Source organism: Rhodoluna sp. (assembly GCF_044239955.1).
Taxonomy (GTDB): Bacteria; Actinomycetota; Actinomycetes; order Actinomycetales; family Microbacteriaceae; genus Rhodoluna.
Genome location: NZ_JBIIAL010000011.1, coordinates 16211 through 36858 on the forward strand (window position 1 = coordinate 16211; position 20648 = coordinate 36858).

Here is a 20648-nt window from a genome sequence, read left to right on the forward strand (position 1 = left end):
TTCTAGTCGGTTGCAACTCCAGTTGAGGAGTGAGCTGCAGCAATGGCTCTTTTGCCTGCCGGTAACAGAACTGCAACCACAGCCACACCGACGGTTAGCGCTCCGGTTGCAATCAGTAGTATCTCTACCGAGACAATGTCTGCAAGCGGTCCAAGCACCGCCATTCCAAGGGGCATGGCTACCGCCATTACAATCCCCACAAAACCAAACACTCGTCCTTGACGCTCCGTCTCAACAGTTTCTTGGAGCAAGGTCATTGACGATGTTGAGAAAGCTGGAACTGCGAGTCCAATTAAGAAAAACAAGCTATAGAAAAGAATCAAGTTAGTTGTAAAGCCCATTACAACGGCGAGAACGCCAAAGAGGATTGAGGTTCCAACCATCAATCCCAACCGATCCATTTTGGAGGCAAATATTGCCATCAGGGCTCCACCGGCTACCATTCCAATGCCAAAAGAAAGCTCGAGAACCGTTAGAAGCCAAACATCGCCGCCAAAGGTTCTAACCAGCATCAATGGGGAAAGATTCGATGGGGCAACAACCAGCAAAAACACAATCGAGTAAATAACCATTACCCAGCGAACTAGGTCATGACTGAAGATGTAATTCAAGCCTTCTTTCAAATCTGTGAAATAAGAAGGCTTGTCATTACTTGCTGCCCTGGAAAGTGTTGGAACGGCAATTGTTGCTAATAAAGTAAGTCCGATAACTGCCGTGACAACATCAACAAACAGGATTGCTGCCAACGAAACAGTTGAGTAAATTCCAGCCGCAGCAACCGGGCCAATAATCAAAAGTGAGGATTGAACACTGCTATTGATTCCATTAACTCTCATTAGTTTGTCGGTAGGAACTATCTGTGGAATCAGTGCTGAAATTGCCGGCATCTGAATGCCAGCACCGACAGAACGAACGGCCATCACCAGAAAAACGAGCCACAAATCATCTACTCCGGAAAGCATGAAAAACGCGAGAACTAAAGTGGCTAGGGCAATTGTCGAGTCAGAAAGAATGATCATAACTTTGCGATTTACTCGATCAGCCCAAACCCCTGCAAAAATCGAGACGATTGCCTGAGGCAAGAATCCAAAGACCGCCGCTAAAGCCAGTACTACGCCAGATTTAGTAGTCAAAGTCAGGTGCCACAGCAGCGCGTATTGAACTAGTAGCGATCCGAAGGTTGTGATGGTCTGACCTACTAGAAAGACGGTCACTTTCTTTTTCCAGCCCGGCATTGATTCGCTCTGAGGTTTAAGTGCCTCTTGACTCGGTTGTTCCATTAGTGATTCCTCTTTTGGTAGATATAAAACCCCAGCCTTGAGGGCTGGGGTTTTGTGGCTAGTGAGGGATTCGAACCCCCGAAGGCTGAGCCAGCTGATTTACAGTCAGTTCCCTTTGGCCGCTTGGGTAACTAGCCATGCAACAAATCTAAACAGTTGGATTGGATGCCTTAAAAGGATACCAATACTTACCAAACGCTAACCACTGTTATTTGCCCTTGAACCAATGGCTGCTTGGGTAAACTAACCGCATGGCTGATTCCTCATTTGACATCGTAAGCAAAGTTGACCCTCAAGAAGTGGCAAATGCCCTAAACCAGGCTCATAAAGAAGTAGAGCAGCGTTATGACTTCAAAGGCGTTGGTGCATCGATTGAGCAATCTGGCGACAAGATCTTGATGAAAGCCAATAGCGAAGAAAGAGTTAAGGCAATTCTTGATGTCTTCCAAAGCAAGCTTGTAAAGCGTGGAGTTTCTCTAAAAAGCCTGGAAGATGGCAAGCCTTTTCCTTCCGGTAAAGAATTCCGCATCGAAGCCAAAATAAAAGACGGCATCAACCAAGAACAGGCCAAGAAGATTTCAAAGGTCATCCGTGAGGAAGGCCCAAAGAGCATCAAGAGCCAGATTCAAGGAGATGAGCTTAGGGTTTCAAGTAAATCTAGAGATGATTTGCAGGAGCTTCAGGCTCTGCTGAAATCTAAAGACCTAGAAGTAGATTTACAATTCGTCAATTACCGTTAGTGAACCGGTAATTGGGAAAGCGTTTTCAACAGCTTCCTTGCGCTTAGCTTGCTTGGCAAGTCGTCCAGATAGTATGCCGGCAATAAACATCAAAACAATTGGTAGCACGAAAGCTATCTGAAGACCAACGCTTTCTGCCAAACCACCCATAACAACCTTGGCGCCAATTACAGCCAGCGAGTTCAGTAGCGACATTCTCGCGAGAGCCTGGGAAGTGGTGAGGCCAGAAACGTGGCCAGCTGCTCCAAAAAACGATGGAACCAGTGGAGCAAGCCCGAACCCACCAAGAGCCCAGAAGAATGAAAGGACCACTAGGGCCAGAATCGGATCGTGCTCGACAATCGCTGGAGCCACTACTAGGCCGACCGCCATCATGATCGAACCGTAAATTCCACCCCACTTAGATAACTCACTGATGTGATATTTCTCAGTTGCCCTAGTAATCAATAAACGGCCACCGATCATGGCAAGCATGAATGATGCAAAAGGCACCGCTCCCAAAGTTGGTGACAGCAGCATTACCTCCTGCGAGAAAAGTGCGGACCAGTCCATCATCACTAGCTCTAGGAACACTCCAGTAAATAGGCCAAGGGCTAAAAGCCAAAGCTGATTTGGGGACTTGAAGAACGGAACCTTCTTGGAAGCCTGCTTCTCTTCTTTGTGACCATCTTCCTCAGGAGAAAGCATGGATCGAACATAAACCTGGAACACCACTAAGCAAACTAGAGGAACAACAAACAAGTGAATCTGGAGCGAAACAAAGCTGGCCATGATTCCAGATAACGCGGCACTTACTCCTGCCCCGATACTCCAGGCGGCGTGGAACTTACCGATAATCACTTTCTTGACTCTTTTTTGCAGCATCACTGATTGAGCGTTAATTGCGATATTGAAAAAACTCATGCTAAACATCATCACGGTTTGGAACAGGAAGAAAACAAAACCGTTGGGTGCCCAAGCCAAGCTCATCACCGATAACACAATGAATACGCTCGAGAGGTTAATGATTGGCCTGGTTCCGAATCTTCCAACCAAACGGTTCGCAACCAATAGCGGCAACAAAGAACCGATTCCTGCAAATCCAATAATCAATCCCCAGACGGCGAACGAGACGCCAATCTGCTCGATGATTTCAGGTATTCGCGGGATAAAGGTAATCGCAACAAATCCCTGGGTGAAGAAGAACACAGCAAGTGCTGTTTGTGCACTCTTTAGTCTTTCTGGAGGTAGGGGCACGTGAGCTACTTCTTTTTCGCAATAGTTAGGAAGTCTTCGCGCTCAACAAGCTTGATACGCTCGCGCTCTTCGGCTTCACCTAAGCGCTTTTCCTCGGCATCGATTCTGAGCCATTCTGGCCAACCAACAAAATCAATCTTTCTCGAAGTTAGCAACTCGGTTATTGAATCCTCGGAAGGTGAAGCTGGGCTCCACCAATTGTTCTTGTCTTCAATAATCTGAGCAATGGTTTCAATTGCATCACTCTTAGTGTGTCCAATTAGTCCTACTGGACCGCGCTTGATCCATCCTGTCGCGTAAACGCCCTGGATGTGCTTTCCGTCTGAATCCAGAACCCGTCCCTTGTCGTTTGGAATTACACCGGCTTTCTCGTCAAAAGGGACTTCCGATAATTCAGAGCCAAAGTATCCAACCGCGCGATAAATGGCCTGAATCGGGAACTCACGAAACTCACCAGTTGGCTTCACGTTGCCTGTTCCATCGAGCTTGGTTCTTTCAATCTTGATACCGGCTACCTGGCCGGCTTTTTCCAAGATCTCAACAGGAGCACTAAAGAAGTGCAGGTGCAGTCTGCGCTTAGCGCCAGTTAGCTCATTTGATCGAAGCTCTTCCAAGGTTTTCACCATGACCCTGGTTTGGTTATTGCTATCAATAGCTTTCTGTGAACCCTCGTCATATTGGAAGTCCTCGTCATAGACAATTGTGTCTACGCCTTCTATGTGAACTGCCTCACGAAGTTCTAACGGCGAGAACTTCACCTGAGCAGGTCCTCTTCGACCAAAGACGTGAACATCAGTAGCCTGTGATGCGCGAAGTCCCTGGTACACGTTGTCTGGGATGTCAGTTGAGAGCATGGCTTCAGCTGGCTTTGAGAGAACTCTGGCAACGTCCAAAGCTACGTTGCCGTTTCCCAAAACCGCAATTTCCTTGGCGCTTAGGTCCCAGCTACGTTCAAAGTCAGGGTGAGCGTCGTACCAGTTCACAAAAGCAGCCGCACCAAAAGATCCTTCAAGATCTATACCTGGGATGTTTAGGTTGGCATCTTTTACGGCACCGGTTGAGAAGATAACTGCGTTGTAGTGCTTTTTTAGATCATCAAGAGTTATGTCTTTGCCGTATTCAACGTTTCCAAAGAATCTGATGTCGCCTCGGTCAAGCACTTCATAGAGGGCTCTAATGATCCCCTTGATTCGTGGGTGATCTGGCGCAACACCGTAGCGAACGAGTCCATAGGGCGCAGGAAGTAAATCAAAAAGATCGATAGAGACGTCAAAGTCACGAAGTTCGGATTTGATGATCAGGTCAGCTGCGTAAATACCTGCTGGACCAGCACCCACAATCGCAAGCCTGAGCTTAGACATTTATCTATTCCTTTTTTACTAAAACTTATTTACTGCGCTCTATGATCGCTTCAGCAAAAGAAGTCAAAGCTTCACGAACTGGGCCTGTTGGTAATTCGTCCAATGCACTAATAGCTTGCGCAGCCCATCTCTTGGCTTCTTGGTAGGTTCGCTCCGTTACAGGGTGGTCCTTGAGAGCCTTAAGAACGGTCTGGAGTTTGGCTTCATCGTCGAGGCCGGAGTCAATTATGTCAATCAACTTGGCCGCCTCCAAATCGTTCTTGGCTTCCTGCCTTAGATACATAACTGGCAGGGTTGAAACGCCTGCTCTTAGGTCAGTACCTGGAGTCTTTCCCGAAACCGAACCGTCCGAATGGACATCGATGTAGTCATCGATTAGTTGGAAAGCGATACCTATCGCTTCACCGTATTTTCTTACCGGCTCACGAAGTGCCTGATCCGCGCCGGAGAAAATCACACCTAGTTCAGCTGATGCTGCAATGAGCGATCCGGTTTTATCTGCAAGAACTCTTAGATAATGCTCAATTGGATCTTCGCCATCTTGTGGGCCAACTGTTTCGTTTAGTTGACCGAGGCAAAGTCTTTCAAAAGTATCTGCCTGGATAGTAAGTACTTTTTCACCCAACTTGGAAACCAACTGTGACGCTCTTGCAAATAGTAAATCGCCGGTCAAAATTGCTACGTTATTTCCCCATATTTCATGAGCTGAGTCAACGCCTCTTCTTCTCGGTGCGTCATCCATCACGTCATCGTGATACAAGGTTCCGATGTGAGTTAGCTCTACCACGACCGCAGCTTTAATAACTTCATCGAGATTTGCTTCGCCGAGCTGCGAGGTAAGAAGAACAAGGATCGGTCTAATTCTTTTTCCACCGGCATCAATCAGGTGCCGAGTGGTTACCTTGGCAATCGGATCTGTGTGCTTGACGGCCTCTATCAACTGCAGCTCAACTTTGTCTAAGCCAATTTCTAGTTTTTTTAGAAGTTCCTTATCAGCAACTTTCCTTAGTTGCCTGGGTAGTGCTGTGCGCGCCATCTAGACCGCCTTAGGTTTAAAGCCGCTATGAATGGCGACTATCCCAAAAGTTTGGTTTAGGTAACTTACGGATTCAAAACCAGCCGCTTCAATGATCTTTACCAATTCCTGCTGGCTTGGCCAAGCATCGATTGATTCGGCTAGGTAGCTGTAAGCCTCTGGAGTCTTACTAACCAAGGCCGACAGGGTTGGAAGAATGTTTCGCAAATAGAAGCGGTAAAGGCTGTTGAAGAACTTGTTTGGGATTCTAGAGAACTCACAAACCACTAATTTGCCTTCGGGCTTTAGGACCCGAAGCATTTCTGCCAGAGCTACCTCAGTTTTCTCAACGTTTCTGATGCCAAATGAGATAGTTACGGTGTCAAACTCTTGGTCAGCAAAGGGAAGATTAGCAGCGTCGGCAAACACGAACTCGAGTTCCGGGTGCCTTCTTCTTCCCTCTTCCAGCATGCCCCTGGAAAAGTCTGCTGCCACCACTTTCACGCCCTCGCGCAAAAACACTATGGAGGAAGACCCGGTACCAGCCGCTAGGTCCAGAATGGTTTGACCTGGCTGGGAATTTACTAGTTTGGCTACCTTTTTGCGCCAGATTCTGGCTGAGCCGAATGAGAGTAAGTCGTTAGCTTTGTCGTAGTTTTTCGCTACACCATCAAACATCTCCGCTACTTGTTGCGGTTTTTTGGATAGGTCGGCTTTACTCACTATTCAATCTTAGCTTTGACTTAGAATTTAGAGAGCCGGCCATTTTGGTCCCAATCAGAACTGGTTTGAATGTCAAAACTTGGAAAACTCCGCGTTCTAACGCGCGAGATTGCCACGCCTGAAGGCTTCGACATAACCAAGCACTTTCCTGAAGACGCCACCGTATTCATTCGAGGCGGACAAGGAATAGTCGGTTTTGGCGAGGTAGCTAGATTCGAGACTTCTGGACCAAACCGCATCTCAGACCTTGCAAGCATTTGGCGCGATCAGGTTTCGCTTGCAGAAGTGACCGATTCGCTTCGTATTCAATGCACAGGGCTCGTGGCATTTGGTTCTGTAACTTTCTCTGAAGACAGCACGATCAATTCGGCCCTTGTGGTGCCAAGACTTGTTCTTGGAACTAGAGATGGCCGCAGCTGGATTACAGAAATTCTCCCTGAAGGAGAAGATTCAATCACAGCTGATTTTATGACTCAGCCATCAACCTATAGAGCTAATGAAAAGCTAACGTTTTACGACGGTGCGATGAGCGCTGAATACTTTATGAGCCAAGCCGAAGTCGCAATCGAGAAAATCAGAGCCGGTCGCATTCAAAAAGTTGTGCTGGCCAGGGACATAGTTGCCCAGCTACCCAGTGGTTTTGATCTTCGAACTGCACTTAGGAATCTCGCGGTTAGATACCCAAGTTGCTGGGTTTACAGCGTGGCTGGGAACTTCGGTGCATCGCCAGAGCTTTTGGTTCGGGTTTCGCACGGGCAGGTCTCAGCTCGAGTACTGGCAGGAACAGCAGCCAGGGGAATAACCGATGACACTGATAAAGAAATTGCCGCCGGACTGCTAGTTTCTGAAAAGAATCTGCATGAACACGAGTTTGCGGTTGATTCGATGGTTCAGGAACTCTCGCCGTTTTGCACGACAGTTGATACTGATGAAAAGCCATTCACCTTGGCTCTGCCAGATGTTTGGCACCTTGCCAGTGATGTTTACGGAAAGCTCAAGAAGAACATTTCTGTTTTGGATTTAGCAGCGTATTTGCATCCAACTGCGGCTGTTGCAGGAACATCAAGAAAAGCCGCGCAGGATCTGATCAGTGAACTGGAGCCATTCGATCGCGGCGGATACGCAGGTCCAGTTGGTTGGATTGGTGCTGATGGTGACGGAGAGTGGGCTATCGCAATTCGCGGTGGGTTCATCGAACAAAACGTTGTTACAGCTTTTGCAGGGTGTGGTTTGGTTTCCGAATCCGATCCGCAGGACGAACTGGCAGAAACCGAGCTGAAGTTTGCTCCGATTCGTGGCGCTCTGAGTTAGAGCTTTATTTCGATTAGCACTCGGCCCGTTTTGGTAAGTGCCTCACGTAACTCAGTTTCGTTGGTGGGGCAAAAGTAGCTAAAGCCGTAAGCGTTTGCCAGCGACCAGTAGTCCACTTTTTGACCTGTTCTAAACACTCGGTCAAAGACCGCCTCTTCAACAACGTTTCTCACCTCGAGTTTTTCAAACAGGGAGCCGCCTTGATCATTGACCATAACCAACTGCAAGTTGAGATCTTCTTCAACATCTTCAATCATCGAAGATGCATCGTGAAGCAAGGTTAAATCTCCGATGATTGCCCGAGTGAAAGACCCTTCGCCACCAAGAGCTATTCCGGTAGCTGTTGCGATGGTCCCATCAATTCCAGCCAATCCCCTATTTGCAAATACCTGTATTGCTTTTGCGGGAGCCCAAGTGTCAGCTTCGCGGATCATTCGAGAAGCACCAAGCACGATAGTGTCTTCGATTTCACTGATGTCGTAGACGGTTTCAATAATCTTTCTTCGATCAAGGGATTTTCCGGTTTCTTGAACGGAGAGCCAGTTGTGTGCCGCTACTCTCCACCTCGCAAGCCAGTCGTTACTGACTTCACCGTTGACTGTAATCTCGTCAGCTATTTCACTTGCGTTGCCATAGGGGTTGAACGGTCCCATTAATTTGGATTTGATGACAACTAGTTCAATGTCTTTGCGCGCGATTAGTTTTTGCACCTGACGGCTAAGAGTTGGTTTTCCATAAACCACCACGCGCTGAATTCCCTCGGTCAGATCTTTTTCTTCTTCCAAAAGAGCTGGGTAACCGATTATGGCGTTCGCTCCCACGCGGCATCTCGAGCTAGGCTCAGCAAAAATTGGCCAGCCAAATGCTTCAGCAGCTTCGAGAGCTTCCAGCCCTGCTTCTGCTCCAGCAACCATGACTGTGTTTTTTTCGCCTGACAAAATAGCGAAGGTTGGTTGGTAGTTTTCCTGATCACTGAGTCTGGCTCCTGGGTAAAGATCACTTGCGTTTGGCCCAGCAGAAGAAAGCGGTTCTCTAAAACAAAGATTTAGCTGCACGGGTCCGGCAGATCTTTGGTTGATGCCAAGAGCTGTTGCAACTGCTTGCTCAGCTAGCTCTATGACGAAGTTGGTGTCGACTGGATCAGTTGGTGCTTCGACGTCTATGCAGGATCTAACTGAATCTCCAAAGATGCCGACCTGGTTGGTGGTTTGGTTTGCTCCCACTCCACGTAATTCAGCGGGGCGGTCAGCGGTTAGCAAGATAAGCGGAACGCCGCTGTGGCTTGCCTCCAGCACAGCAGGAAGCAAGTTCGCTACCGCAGTGCCAGATGTTGTGATAATCGCAACCGGCCTTCCGCTGGCTTTGGCAGCACCCAGTGCAGTGAAAGCCATGGAGCGCTCGTCGATGCGAACGCGAAGCACCAGCCGGTTAGAATCGTGAAGCTGTTGAGCAGCAATAGCAAGGGATTGTGACCTAGATCCAGGTGCGAGAAATACTTCCTCAACTTCTAGTTCTGATAAAGCTGCGAGGAGGTTTGCTGAAAAAACTTGAGCTGCCGACTGCATTGGAGTTAGGACTTATCCTTACTGGCACTGTCGCCAGAATCCTCATCCGGTTCTGTCTCTGGCTTTTGGGCTTCAGGTTTTTCTTTGTCTAACTTGTCCGATAGATCGCGCAAGAATGCTGGGTCATCGTCAGGGGCAACTATTTTGGTCTTACCAAACCTGTTCTTGGGGCCACCAGCTGGTCTGCCAAGAACCAGGTAGAGCAATCCACCAATGATTGGGACAAATAGGCAAATGACGATCCAGGCCCACTTGGGTAGGTTTCTAACTTCATTCTTTTTGGCGCTGGCAGCAAAAACAGTCACAAAAACAGTGAATAGCAACCAAGCGGCGAAAATGAAAAGCAGTGTTCTAACCATGGTTTAACTCTAAGCCAGATACAAACCTAGAATGAAACTATGAAAAATCCTTGGATAGTCTTCATTGCTGCTCGATTGGGTCTATTCGCGGGCTTCTTGGCGATTTTCCTTGTTCTTGGCTTCGATTGGCTCTATTCCTCACTGGTTTCCGGAGCCCTCGCGTTGGCAGTTTCCCTAGTATTTCTGCAGAAACAGCGGGATGCGCTTTCCAAAGAGATTTACAAGCAGTTTGGTAAAGACAAAAATTCAGCTGTTCCAGATACTGACGCAGACTTCGAAAACAGAATTCTAGATTTAGAAAAAGACGACGACAAGCCCGAGGGTAAGAAGTAAGGCGTAAGCCAGAGAAGCAAAGCTCGTTAGCTTCAGAACCAAAATTAGCTCTTTAGCAGTTTTTGCCGTCAAAACAATGATGGTCGCTGGAGCCAACAAAAATATAGCCCCGAAGGCCAAGAAGCTTGCCGGATAGAGCAGTGTGAAGTAGAGAAGTATCAGAAACGGGAACCAGATCATAAGAAGAAATAGTCTCTTGGACCACTTGGCTCCCATCCGAACAGCAAGGGTTTTCTTCGACGAGCTCTTGTCGGTTTCAATGTCACGAATGTTATTGACCATCAAGACAGCAGCCGCAAAGCTTCCAGCCGCGATACCGCCAAGTAGTGAGTTGAGATCGACAAATCCTATTTGAATGTATGCGGTGCCCATTGTTGCCACCAACCCAAAGAACACAAAGACAGCAATTTCCCCTAAGCCTGCGTACCCGTAGGGATTCTTGCCTCCGGTGTAAAACCAGGCTGCAACAATTGAAATCAGCCCCACTGCAATCAGCCACCACTGACCGGTTATGACAACAATCTCAAAACCACTTGCTGCCGCTAGTAGGAAAAACAACATCGCAGCAGTTTTCACTGACTCTGGCTTAACGGATTTTGACCCGGTAAGTCTCAGCGGTCCAACTCGCTTGTCATCTGTTCCTCGAATGCCGTCAGAATAATCGTTGGCAAAGTTGACGCCTATTTGCAAAAACAAAGCAACACCTAGTGCGAGAGCGGTAAGCAGTAAGTCAAAGCTCTGCATAGCATCGGCGGCTCCTGCTCCAATTGCTACAGGTGCAATTGCAAGCGGAAGCGTGCGAAGCCTTGCTCCCTCAATCCAGAGGCGGATGTTTTTCTTTTTCAATTCGACTCCTGAGAAAACAACTTTGAAACCGATATGGTGTCTATTTTTGATGTTGCAAGCTTTGGCAGTTTATCAACTCGGATTACCCGTATTGGCTTTCCGGCAGGACCTAACAACGAAGCAAGTTGATTTGCGATGTCGTCGGCTACCTCTGGTGAGCCAACGTAGCAAACCCCAACTCGCTCACCCCAGGTCTCATCGCTTATTGCCACCGCTGAAATCTCTTCAACTCCAGAAAGTTCTGAGCCTAGGTATTCAACTCGATCCAGTGAAACCTTCAGTCCCCCGGAAATAATTACCCGATCAGCTCTTCCCAAGATAACCAACTTGCCTCCCTCGGAAAGTTCCGCAAGATCGTTGGTGAAGATCCAATCATCTTGATCCTCAGCCAAAGTTTTTCCCTGAATAAGTAATCTGCCATCGGGTGCAATTTTTAACCGTACCCCTTCAAGCGGAATTCCGTCAAAGACGCAGCCGCCAGAAGTTTCAGTCATGCCATAGCTGATAACTATTTTCAGGCCAAGTTCCAGAGCTCTTTCTTGGAGCTCAAGCGCGGTTGCTTGACCCCCGACCAAAATGGCTCTGAAACTTCTGAGTGCCTCGAGTAATGCTTTATCGCTTTCGCAAGCAGCAACCAGCTTGGCGAGCTGGGTTGGAACAAGCGAAGTGTATTTATTGCTGTTGCTCATCATGTTTGCTGAACGCAAGAATGCCTCGGTAGTAAAAGGTAAAGCAGTATTCATCATCACCGGTTGAGTATCAGCAAGAACCGATCGCAACAGTACCTGCTGCCCTGCTATGAAATTAATTGGTAAGGCTAGTAACCACTGACCAGCTGGACCCAATCTTTCCTGCCCGGCAGTTGCCGCGTGCTTGATTGCTTGGAGTGAAATTGAAATTCTCTTCGGGGCTCCGGTAGAGCCCGAGCTCTCCACAACACAAGCTATGTGATCATCAACAAATTCTGGTGTTGGTTCAATCACTGGCATCACGCCATTGATTGCCGGTGATGAAACAAAAAGAGCTTTTTTAGAAGCGATTACATCCAGCATCACTTGCAAGGCTTTTACGGTTTCGTTAGCAGGAAGTACGACTAATGGCTTGGGCATTTTTGATTAGAAGTGCCAAGGATATGGCGCCCAGTTTGGAGCGCGCTTTTCCAAGAATGCGTTCTTGCCTTCAGCAGCTTCTTCAGTTGAGTAAGCCAACCGAGTCGCCTCTCCTGCAAAAAGCTGTTGTCCAACAAGACCGTCATCAACTGCGTTCATTGCATACTTCAGCATTCGAATCGAAGTGGGAGACTTTCTCATGATTTCTGCGGCCCATTCGAGTCCTACTTTTTCTAAGTCTTTGTGAGTTACCGCTAGGTTTACTACCCCCATTCTCACTGCCTTATTGGCGTCATACTCTTGACCTAAGAAGAAGATTTCACGAGCAAACTTCTGACCAGCCTGGCGCGCAAGATAAGCGCTACCAAAACCACCATCGAAGGATCCAACATCGGCATCGGTTTGCTTGAACTTAGCGTGCTCGATACTTGCGATACTCAAATCGCAAACAACGTTCAAGGAGTGTCCCCCGCCTGCTGCCCAGCCTGGGACCAAGGCAATAACAACCTTTGGCATGAATCGGATCAGCCTCTGAACCTCGAGGATGTGAAGGCGGCCCGAGTATTCAGGGTCTAGGTTTTGTTCATCGTCTGCGTACTGGTATCCGTCTTTGCCACGAACTCTTTGATCGCCGCCGCTTGAAAATGCCCAGCCACCGTCTTTAGCGGATGGTCCGTTGCCAGTTAATAAGACAACACCAACTTTTGAATTGGTCCTGGCGTGCTCGAGGCTAGCGGCTAGCTCGTCTACTGTTTTTGGTCTAAAGGCATTGCGCACTTCAGGCCGGTTAAAGGCAATTCGCACAACGCCCAATGAGTTGTGCTGGTGATAAGTAATGTCTGTTTGCTTCTCAAAACCTGGCACTTGGTGCCAAATGCTGGCGTCGAAAAGCTCAGAAACTTGATTTGCCATGCTCCTAGACTAACAATGTGAAGCCTCGCCTGAATGACTTAGTTGCTACCGCCAAGGTTGTAAGCATTCCGCTGCGCACCAAATTCCGCGGGCTAACTGAACGAGAGTTACTGGTATTTGAAGGACCTAATGGCTGGAGTGAATGGGCAGCCTTCACTGAGTATCAAGATGAGGAAGCCGCCACCTGGTTACAAGCCGCCATCGAGTGGGGCTATGAAACGGTTCCAGAACCGGTTAGAAAACAGGTTCCCGTAAACGCCATTTTGCCTGCGGTTCCAACTGAAGAAGTGGCCAAAGTTCTTGGCCGCGCAGGAAGGTTCGCAACTGTCAAGATCAAAGTTGCCGACCCAAAGCAAGAGATTGCAGACGATATAGCCCGCGTTCTTGAAGTTAGAAACTTATTCCCCGATGTCAAATTGCGCCTAGATGCCAATGGCGGATGCAAAGTTCATCAGGCGCTAGAGCTGATTTCTGAGCTAGAAAGAAATTCTATTGATCTTGAATTCTTCGAGCAGCCGGTTGAAACAATCGCCGAACTGGCTGTGCTTCGAATTGAGATGTCCCGGCGCGGGCAAAAAGTATTGATTGCCGCCGACGAATCAGTTAGAAGAGCTTCCGACCCGCTGGCTGTTGAACTTGCGGCTGCTGCTGACTTGCTAGTTCTAAAAAGTGCCCCTCTTGGCGGAATCAATAGCGCTCTAGCGGTTGCAAATTCTTCAAAGCTAAACATCTGCGCCTCGAGTGCTATGCAGTCCTCAATTGGTTTAGCTGCCGAATTGCACTTCGCTGGTTGTCTTCCCGAACTAAGTTATGACGCCGGACTTGGCACAGGCTTCCTCTTTGGAGGAGATCTATCTTCAGACCGGTTGATTCCTGAAAATGGCATCCTTGAGCTTCGTCGTCCAGAGATTAATACTTCATCGCTAGAAATCTTGAAAGCAGAAGATCACAGGTTTGACTGGTGGATCGCTAGGTTGGAACGCTGCTCAAGGATTCTAGGTTTAGAGTCCTGAGTAAACGTGCAAACCCTTGAAGAACATGTTCACGATGGTGAAGTTGAATACAACTGCAGCAAACCCGACAAGTCCTAACCAGACCGCACGCTTACCGGTCCAACCTCTTGTTGCGTTGGCGTGGAGGTAACCGGCGTAGATTGTCCAAATAATAAAGGTCCAAACCTCTTTGGTATCCCAACCCCAGTAGCGGTGCCAGGCACGCTCTGCCCAAATTGCACCTGCAATCAATGTGAAGCTCCAAAGAATAAAACCAACGATGTTGAATCGATACGCGAGCTGTTCAAGAGTTTCTTTCTTTGGAAAGATTCCCATTACGCGCTTGAAATTCGAAACTCCCTTGGTCTTTGCTTTTTCAACCCAGTTAACTGTCTTTAGTAGATAAGCGGTTGATAGCGCAGCTGCGATGCTGAAGAATGCCGTTGCTAAAAGTGCTACCAAAACGTGGATCACTAGCCAGAAGCTTTGCAGTGCTGGCATCAGCGACTGAACCTCTACGTAAAAAAGCGATACAGCCGTGCCGAGTACTAACAGTACAAATCCAACTACGAATGTGGCAAGGATTCTTACTTCTTGAACGCGAATAGAAATCAAGAAGATCATCATGAGAATTAATGCACCGGTAATTGAGTACTCGTAAAGATTTGACCAAGGAACTCTCGAGGCGGCAATTCCTCGCATTATTACGCCAGCTGCCAAAACCAGGGTTGCGATGACAGCCAAAGAAAGCCCGACTCGCTCTAGAGCCGATGAGGCCTTGACCTCTTTAACTTTTTTGCTGGCGGCTTTAGAAAGGTGCCAGCCCGATACCAAAAAAGCAGCGGTGAAAACCAGCATAGAAACAAAAACCACCAGTAAAGAGGTCTGGGACAGGCTTTCATTCAGGACAACGGAGTTCATTTACTTCCTTTTTTTATCTCGTTAGTTAATTCTCTAACAACTTCTTCAAGTCTTGGATCGTCTCGCTTGGAAAGTGCTGCAACTTCAAAACCCGAAGCTGTGCTTTTAACCCAAACTCTGCGGCGAGGAGTAATCAGCCCAACAATCACTCCACCCAAAGCAAGTAGTGAAAACAGCAGCACCCAAGCCTGACCTGGGTTGTGTGCGATATCCAGCGAGGCAAATCGCTTGATGCCATCAAAAGTTACGGTACCCAAACCATTTGGAAGATCCTTGGTTTGACCAAGTTCCAAAACCACTCCTGGGCTTGGAGCATCACGACCAGCGACCTGAGTAAGTCTGTCGGTATCCAGTGCATACACGTTCAATGATTGACCACTGTCTAGCCCAAGATCACCGGTGTAGACATTCATAGAGATCAGCGGGTTCACGACCCCAGGGAACATCGAGGTGTATGCACCGGTTGAGAGCTCTGCCGCTGTTGGATAGAAGAAAGCAACAATTCCAATTTGCTCTGGTTGATTGTCTGGAACCTTGATGATTCCAATGGACGTCATGTTGTTATCTTGAGGAAGAAAAATTGTTGCACCCGAGTAGCTGATGTCCCCGTTGGCGTCTCGAACTGTGATCTCTGGAGCGTAGCCGTGACCGGTTAGGTACAGGCTGGCACCTGGCTCATCTAAAGGCGAGTTGACCTGAACCAGCGAGGTTTCACCTGGATCGTCGGGGGAGGTTTTTCTGGTTACTGTGGCACGAAAATCTAGCGGTGCTCCAATATTGGTCTCGTTGCTGAAGTCGTAGTCGACTTCAAACTTATCCAGCGTGACGCTAAGCGGCGTCAGAGTCTCCGGGTTGAAAAACAGACCTGGCGACAAGGAGTCAAACCCTGCAAGGTTGTTCACAAAAGTGTCACCCTCTGCCAGCACTCTTTGTCCCGAGAAGCTGTAGCCACCGCCAACTCCGACTGCTATGAGTACTCCAACAAGTGATAAGTGAAAAACCAGATTTCCGGTTTCGCGCATGTATCCCTTTTCAGCACTAATTGAATTCCCGCGCTTGATCACTCTGAAGTTTCTGCTTTTTAGAATCTGCATTCCTACCTGCACTGGGTCTAGGCCTTTTGGGGTAGTGGACTTTTGATATGCAGGCATGCGAGATAAAGATGTTGGGGTCTTGACTGGTTCTTGGCGAATAGCTTCATAGTGCACCTTGGTTCTTGGAAGAACGCATCCAACGAGTGAAGTAAAAAGAAGAATGTAAATTGCAGAGAACCAAATTGATCCGTAAACATCAAACAGCTGGAAAAAATCTAGAACCGGAGCTAACCCGGGATTGTTATCGAAGAACTGCGCTACACCGTTTGGATCAGCCGAGCGCTGAGGATAGATCGAACCTGGAACAGCCGCAGCCGCCAAAAGTAATAGAAGTATGAGAGCGGTTTTCATACTGGTTAGTTGTCGCCAGATCCATCTGGACCAACCAGTTAGTCCTATATCAGGAGCGTCATAGCGCTGGGGTAAAGACACCGAACACCCCCTGAATCCAAGATGCGAAACCGATCCACAGTCCGGTAGCTAGTGCGATACCAAGAAGAATCAAGATCACGCCACCGGCGATGTTGAAGGTTCTGATGTGCTTTTTCACAAAACCTACGGACTTGGTAGCCCAACCAAACCCTGCGGCAATTGCAATGAATGGCAATCCGATTCCGATCGAATATAAAAACGCCAATAGCGCTCCGCGACCCGGCGAACCGGCATCAGAAGCGAGAGTCAGAACAGCGGCAAGAGTTGGACCGATGCAAGGGGTCCAACCTAGACCAAACGCCACACCCAATAGCGGTGCTCCAGCGAGTCCAATCTTTGGTTTCAGAGAAGTTTTGAAACTTCTCTGCAGGAAAGAGAACTGACCGATTAATACCAGTCCAAGCAAAATTATGATCACTCCAAGAACTTGCTGCACCCAGGCCAAGTTGTTGATGTAAATCAACATTCCGATTCCACCAAACAGTGCACCGAAGGAAACAAACACTGCGGTAAAACCCAGAACGAAAAGAATAGATCCGATAATCATTCTTGATCTTTTAGCAGAGCCATCAGCGACACCGGTGATGTATCCGAGGTAGCCAGGAACCAGTGGCAGCACACAGGGCGAAGCAAACGAGATAAGGCCCGCTAGCAAAGCCAGTGGAATGGCGGCAAACAGTGAACCGTTTAAAACTATTTCAGCGGGATTCAATTTTTCTCCCTGACCACGGTCTTGATTAGCTCCTCAAGAATTCCTTTATCGATTCTTCCAAGAACTCTCGCAGAGACGTTTCCTTCGGAATCAATAACCAATGTTGTTGGCACCGCTTGCGGGGTAACTACACCGGTGAATCCTAAAACTACAGATCCAGTTTTGGCATCCATGACAGATGGGAAATTTAGATTTACTTGCCTCGCAAAAGCTAACGCTGTTTCGGGGGTATCTCTAACGTTGACACCGATGAATTGAACTTCATCGCTAAGAAACTGATCCTGCAGTTCAATTAGTTCCGGCATCTCAACTCGGCAGGGGGCGCAACCTGCGTACCAGAAGTTCATAACGGTAATCACACCGGTCAGTTGATCGCTTGAAAGGGTGTCTCCGCTTTCACTGACTCCAGACCAGTCAGCAGCTTTTGGTCTCGAGCCCAAAGCGTATTCGGTTACTGTCCCATCTCCTGCGATGTAGTTCTTGTTATCGCCTTCGCGGAATTGTTCGGCCAACGAGTCAGTAGTGCAGCCAGAAGAAGTTAGAACAAATGCCGCAAGAGTTATGGCGATGGCAACTTTTTTCAAACAGCACCCCGATCGGTGGCCTTCACGCGAAGTGGTTTGGCGGGGTCTTGATAATCAACTTCCGTTAGCGTGCCTTCTACAAATTTGAAGCTCGTGATGCTGGAAAGATCACAGCGTCTTTGACGAGGATCGTGCGAGAGTCTTTGGCCTTGGCTGTAGCGGTGGACCATCCAGATAGGTAGCTGGTGGCTCACCATAACCACTTCTCCTGAGGCAGTTTCTGCCCAGGCTCTTTCCATAGCGCCCACCATCCTGCGTTGGATCTCAAGGAAGGGCTCTCCCCAGGATGGACGAAATGGATTGTGAAGGCGAAGCAAGAATCTAGGGTTTCGAGCGATGGTTTTCAGGCTCACTGAGTGACCTTCAAAGATGTTAGCTGGCTCAATGATTTCGTCCTCCACTTCAATTGGAACATTGAAGCGCTCGGCAATTGGCTTTGCAGACTCGAGTGTTCTTTGAAGAGGGGAAACGAATAACCGAGAGATTTTGGCGCCACTAGATCGGATGTGATCGGCTGAAACTTCAGCCATTTGGTGCCCCAACTGGGATAAACCAAAGTTTGGCAAACGCCCATAGAGCACACCATCGGGGTTGTGTACTTCCCCGTGGCGCACCAGATGGATACGGGTTGCGGGCATAACACTAAGTCTACCCTCCGCTAAACTTGGGGCCTGAGCCAGAAAAAGAAAGCAAACTTGATGCGCGAAAGACACTTAGTAAAAGACCTAGCGGCCATGAAAGATGGTCCCGTTGTCCTAGGTGGTTGGGTTGAAAAACTTAGGGACCAAAAACGCATTCAATTCATCATTCTCAGGGATGAGTCAGGCGACGTTCAGGTCACCTACCCAAGACCCGAAGATCAAGATGCGCTGGCAGATAAAGTCTCGACTCTTACCAACGGAAGCTTCATTTGGGTCATGGGTCGCCTGGTCCACGACGAACGAGTCAAGCTTGGCGGTTTAGAAATCCAACTGGATGATCTAGAGATCGTTACTCTTTCTGAGCCAGAGACCCCAATTGCTGATGACACTTCGATTGACAAGAGGCTGGACTGGCGCTTTCTAGACATGCGGCGTCCAGAAATGAATCTGGTTTTCAAGGTGCAAACCACCATTGAGGCGGCTTGGAGAAGCTACTGGCTAGCAAACGGTTTCACAGAGATTCACTCCCCGAAGCTCATGGCATCAGCTTCGGAGTCCAACGCAGAGCTATTCAAGCTCGAATACTTTGAAGGTTTTGCGTACCTGGCCCAATCACCACAGTTTTATAAGCAGATGGCAATGATGGCAGGGCTGGGACGCATCTTTGAGATTGGCCCAGTTTTCAGAGCGGACCCATCTTTTACCTCTCGTCACGCGACTGAGTTCACATCAATCGACATGGAAGTTTCTTGGATTGATTCCCACGAAGACATAATGAATATCCAAGAAGAGCTTATGGTCGCTGCAATCTCAGCTGTCAAGGAATTGCATGGCGAAGAGATCAAGCGACTATTTGATATTGATGTGATTGTTCCAAACAGACCTTTCCCAAGAATCCCACTTGCGGAAGCCGTTGACATCGTGAAAGCCCGCGGTCATGAGGTAGTTCGCGGTGGCGACATGGATCCAGAAGGCGAAAGGCAAATTGCAGCTCACGTTGCCGAAACTTTCAACCACGAGTTCGTTTTTCTAACCGACTACCCTTCTACTGTTCGTCCGTTCTATCACATGAGACACGAGGGGAACCCTGAGCTCACCAAGAGCTACGACTTGATCTGGCGTGGAACAGAAATCACAACCGGTGCCCAGCGTGAGCACCGCGTTGATGTTCTTATCGAACAAGCTAAGCAAAAAGGCCTTGACCCAGAAGGTTTAAAAACTTACATCGACTTCTTCCGTTACGGAGCTCCAACACATGGTGGTTTTGGAATGGGATTACTTCGAGTAATCATGCTGATGTTGCATCAGCCAAGTATTCGTGAAGTTGGTTTCTTGTTCCGCGGTCCAAACCGACTAGAGCCCTAACTAACCGTTTCCTCTAGAGCTGCAAGAAGTCGAATTGGATCGATTCGCCAGTAGCCGTGAGTTTTTCCATTAATTTGTAAGACAGGTATCTCTTCGCCGAAAAGATTTAATAGCTCTTGATCTTCCAAAATGTTGATTTCATCAATTTGAACCTGAATGTTGGCCGCTACACCAGCGTGAACGCTACGAAACTGGGAAACCACGGTCTCTACAACCATCCTGGCCTCATCACATAGATGACAGCCCGGTTTGGTCAAAAGCTGGAGAGAAATAACTGTAGCCACAGGTTAAACTTAGCGGGTGTCCGATAAAGCTAAGTCCGCAAAGAAAGAGCAGTCCAAACTATCCGCTGCTTTCTTCGACGTTGATAACACCATCTTGCGCGGATCCAGCAGCTTCTTATTTGGTAAATCCGCTTTTGAAAGAAAGTTTTTCAGCAGAAAAGATTTCTGGCGCTTCGCCTGGCATCAATTTGTGTTTATCTGGAAAGGTGAAAACAACACCAAGCTAAGCGCCTTAAAAGATAGGGCACTATCACTTGTGGAGGGTCAGAGAGTTTCTGATCTTCAAGAGCTTGTTGATGAGGTTTATGAAAAGCACATCAAGCTGAAGCTTTGGCCAGAGACTGTAAGGCTTGCGAAAGATCACATCAAGCAAGGTAGAGAAGTGTGGTTAGTTACCGCAGCACCTCAGGAGCTAGGTGATGTGATCGCTCACGAGCTTGGTCTCACTGGTGCCATTGGTACCAAGGTGGAGAGAAAGAACGGAATACTCACTGGGAAATTAGTTGGGAAACCTATTCACGGTGCTGAGAAGAGAAAGGCCCTAAAGGCCCTTGCTAAAGATAGAAACTTGAGCTTGAAACGCTCTTATGCCTACAGCGATTCACAAAACGATCTTCCGATGCTAACTGCCGTTGGACATCCGGTTGCGGTGAACCCAGACAAGATTTTGACGAGATACGCTAAGGCAGCTGATTGGCCGATTTATGATTTCAAGAAGCGGGAACTAAAAGCTAACCGCGAATAGCGCGGTTACTTCTTATTGCGACGCTGGTGGCGAGTCTTGCGAAGTAGCTTGCGGTGCTTCTTCTTAGACATACGCTTGCGACGCTTTT

At 48.2% G+C, this 20648-nt stretch carries 23 protein-coding genes and 1 tRNA gene; 6 read left to right on the forward strand and 18 right to left on the reverse strand.

Translation table 11 applies throughout. From position 1 onward, the window contains the following. Window positions 1-2 precede the first annotated feature (2 nt). Together AC9UFE_RS04815 and AC9UFE_RS04820 are read right to left on the reverse strand one after the other, a co-directional pair. Window positions 3-1280, reverse strand: a complete 1278-nt coding sequence (locus AC9UFE_RS04815; protein ID WP_509546225.1) for an MFS transporter — start codon at window positions 1278-1280, stop codon at window positions 3-5. A 55-nt stretch (window positions 1281-1335) separates the two neighbouring features. Further along, a tRNA-Tyr gene (locus tag AC9UFE_RS04820) sits at window positions 1336-1417 on the reverse strand. 114 nt (window positions 1418-1531) lie between these two features. Between AC9UFE_RS04820 and AC9UFE_RS04825 the strand changes: the two genes are divergently transcribed. After that, entirely contained in the window at window positions 1532-2020 is a 489-nt protein-coding gene (locus AC9UFE_RS04825) for a YajQ family cyclic di-GMP-binding protein (RefSeq protein ID WP_509546228.1), read from the forward strand. On the opposite strand, the gene AC9UFE_RS04830 is transcribed toward AC9UFE_RS04825, so the two are convergent. From AC9UFE_RS04830 to ubiE, 4 genes are read right to left on the reverse strand one after another with little or no spacing between them, the layout of a single operon-like run. Continuing rightward, window positions 1997-3256: an MFS transporter gene (locus AC9UFE_RS04830; protein WP_509546231.1), complete on the reverse strand. Its 1260-nt coding sequence runs from the start codon at window positions 3254-3256 to the stop codon at window positions 1997-1999. The genes AC9UFE_RS04825 and AC9UFE_RS04830 overlap by 24 nt on opposite strands. Window positions 3257-3261: 5 nt before the next feature. Continuing rightward, window positions 3262-4617, reverse strand: coding sequence for an FAD-dependent oxidoreductase (locus AC9UFE_RS04835; protein WP_509546234.1), 1356 nt, complete (start codon window positions 4615-4617; stop codon window positions 3262-3264). Window positions 4618-4642: 25 nt separating this feature from the next. Continuing rightward, window positions 4643-5653, reverse strand: a complete 1011-nt coding sequence (locus AC9UFE_RS04840) for a polyprenyl synthetase family protein (protein WP_509546237.1) — start codon at window positions 5651-5653, stop codon at window positions 4643-4645. Then, on the reverse strand, window positions 5654-6355 hold the full coding sequence (gene ubiE, locus AC9UFE_RS04845; protein ID WP_509546240.1) for a bifunctional demethylmenaquinone methyltransferase/2-methoxy-6-polyprenyl-1,4-benzoquinol methylase UbiE: 702 nt from the start codon (window positions 6353-6355) through the stop codon (window positions 5654-5656). 69 nt (window positions 6356-6424) lie between these two features. On the opposite strand from ubiE, the gene AC9UFE_RS04850 reads away from it, so the two are divergent. Further along, window positions 6425-7666: an isochorismate synthase gene (locus AC9UFE_RS04850; RefSeq protein WP_509546242.1), complete on the forward strand. Its 1242-nt coding sequence runs from the start codon at window positions 6425-6427 to the stop codon at window positions 7664-7666. Here AC9UFE_RS04850 and menD read toward each other — a convergent pair. Further along, window positions 7663-9231, reverse strand: a complete 1569-nt coding sequence (gene menD / locus AC9UFE_RS04855) for a 2-succinyl-5-enolpyruvyl-6-hydroxy-3-cyclohexene-1-carboxylic-acid synthase (RefSeq protein WP_509546245.1) — start codon at window positions 9229-9231, stop codon at window positions 7663-7665. The two genes, AC9UFE_RS04850 and menD, sit on opposite strands and share 4 nt — an antisense overlap. Window positions 9232-9236: 5 nt before the next feature. Then, window positions 9237-9590 (reverse strand): PLD nuclease N-terminal domain-containing protein, encoded by a 354-nt coding sequence (locus AC9UFE_RS04860; RefSeq protein WP_509546247.1) that lies wholly within the window; start codon window positions 9588-9590, stop codon window positions 9237-9239. A gap of 39 nt (window positions 9591-9629) precedes the next feature. On the opposite strand from AC9UFE_RS04860, the gene AC9UFE_RS04865 reads away from it, so the two are divergent. After that, window positions 9630-9923 (forward strand): DUF4229 domain-containing protein, encoded by a 294-nt coding sequence (locus tag AC9UFE_RS04865; protein WP_509546250.1) that lies wholly within the window; start codon window positions 9630-9632, stop codon window positions 9921-9923. On the opposite strand, the gene AC9UFE_RS04870 is transcribed toward AC9UFE_RS04865, so the two are convergent. From AC9UFE_RS04870 to AC9UFE_RS04880, 3 genes are read right to left on the reverse strand one after another with little or no spacing between them, the layout of a single operon-like run. Continuing rightward, entirely contained in the window at window positions 9885-10769 is an 885-nt protein-coding gene (locus tag AC9UFE_RS04870; protein WP_509546253.1) for a 1,4-dihydroxy-2-naphthoate polyprenyltransferase, read from the reverse strand. The genes AC9UFE_RS04865 and AC9UFE_RS04870 overlap by 39 nt on opposite strands. Further along, window positions 10766-11878, reverse strand: coding sequence for an AMP-binding protein (locus AC9UFE_RS04875; RefSeq protein WP_509546256.1), 1113 nt, complete (start codon window positions 11876-11878; stop codon window positions 10766-10768). Before AC9UFE_RS04875 ends, AC9UFE_RS04870 begins: the two co-directional genes overlap by 4 nt. Window positions 11879-11884: 6 nt before the next feature. Further along, window positions 11885-12790, reverse strand: a complete 906-nt coding sequence (locus AC9UFE_RS04880) for a 1,4-dihydroxy-2-naphthoyl-CoA synthase (RefSeq protein ID WP_509546258.1) — start codon at window positions 12788-12790, stop codon at window positions 11885-11887. A 17-nt stretch (window positions 12791-12807) separates the two neighbouring features. On the opposite strand from AC9UFE_RS04880, the gene AC9UFE_RS04885 reads away from it, so the two are divergent. After that, on the forward strand, window positions 12808-13803 hold the full coding sequence (locus AC9UFE_RS04885) for an o-succinylbenzoate synthase (RefSeq protein ID WP_509546261.1): 996 nt from the start codon (window positions 12808-12810) through the stop codon (window positions 13801-13803). Here AC9UFE_RS04885 and ccsB read toward each other — a convergent pair. Genes ccsB through AC9UFE_RS04910 form a run of 5 tightly spaced genes read right to left on the reverse strand, consistent with a single transcriptional unit; the run spans window position 13792 to window position 18163 of the window. Then, complete coding sequence (ccsB, locus tag AC9UFE_RS04890; RefSeq protein ID WP_509546264.1) at window positions 13792-14703, reverse strand: c-type cytochrome biogenesis protein CcsB; 912 nt, start codon at window positions 14701-14703, stop codon at window positions 13792-13794. The genes AC9UFE_RS04885 and ccsB overlap by 12 nt on opposite strands. Next, the gene (gene resB / locus AC9UFE_RS04895) at window positions 14700-16229 is read right to left on the reverse strand and encodes a cytochrome c biogenesis protein ResB (RefSeq protein WP_509546267.1); all 1530 of its coding nucleotides are present in this window, start codon (window positions 16227-16229) and stop codon (window positions 14700-14702) included. Before resB ends, ccsB begins: the two co-directional genes overlap by 4 nt. After that, window positions 16207-16941, reverse strand: coding sequence for a cytochrome c biogenesis CcdA family protein (locus tag AC9UFE_RS04900; protein ID WP_509546271.1), 735 nt, complete (start codon window positions 16939-16941; stop codon window positions 16207-16209). Before AC9UFE_RS04900 ends, resB begins: the two co-directional genes overlap by 23 nt. Next, window positions 16938-17525 carry a TlpA family protein disulfide reductase gene (locus AC9UFE_RS04905; RefSeq protein WP_509546274.1) on the reverse strand — a complete coding sequence of 196 codons (588 nt, stop codon included), beginning with the start codon at window positions 17523-17525 and terminating at the stop codon, window positions 16938-16940. Before AC9UFE_RS04905 ends, AC9UFE_RS04900 begins: the two co-directional genes overlap by 4 nt. Further along, window positions 17522-18163: a histidine phosphatase family protein gene (locus AC9UFE_RS04910; RefSeq protein ID WP_509546277.1), complete on the reverse strand. Its 642-nt coding sequence runs from the start codon at window positions 18161-18163 to the stop codon at window positions 17522-17524. Before AC9UFE_RS04910 ends, AC9UFE_RS04905 begins: the two co-directional genes overlap by 4 nt. A gap of 60 nt (window positions 18164-18223) precedes the next feature. On the opposite strand from AC9UFE_RS04910, the gene aspS reads away from it, so the two are divergent. Further along, on the forward strand, window positions 18224-19531 hold the full coding sequence (gene aspS / locus AC9UFE_RS04915) for an aspartate--tRNA(Asn) ligase (RefSeq protein ID WP_509546280.1): 1308 nt from the start codon (window positions 18224-18226) through the stop codon (window positions 19529-19531). Here the strand turns inward: aspS and AC9UFE_RS04920 are convergent. Continuing rightward, window positions 19528-19815 (reverse strand): glutaredoxin family protein, encoded by a 288-nt coding sequence (locus tag AC9UFE_RS04920; RefSeq protein ID WP_509546283.1) that lies wholly within the window; start codon window positions 19813-19815, stop codon window positions 19528-19530. The genes aspS and AC9UFE_RS04920 overlap by 4 nt on opposite strands. A 16-nt stretch (window positions 19816-19831) precedes the next feature. Between AC9UFE_RS04920 and AC9UFE_RS04925 the strand changes: the two genes are divergently transcribed. Next, entirely contained in the window at window positions 19832-20560 is a 729-nt protein-coding gene (locus tag AC9UFE_RS04925) for an HAD family hydrolase (RefSeq protein ID WP_509546286.1), read from the forward strand. Window positions 20561-20565: 5 nt separating this feature from the next. Here AC9UFE_RS04925 and AC9UFE_RS04930 read toward each other — a convergent pair. Then, window positions 20566-20648 (reverse strand): 30S ribosomal protein bS22 (locus AC9UFE_RS04930; RefSeq protein WP_509546292.1); only part of this gene is annotated, 83 nt, incomplete at its 5' end.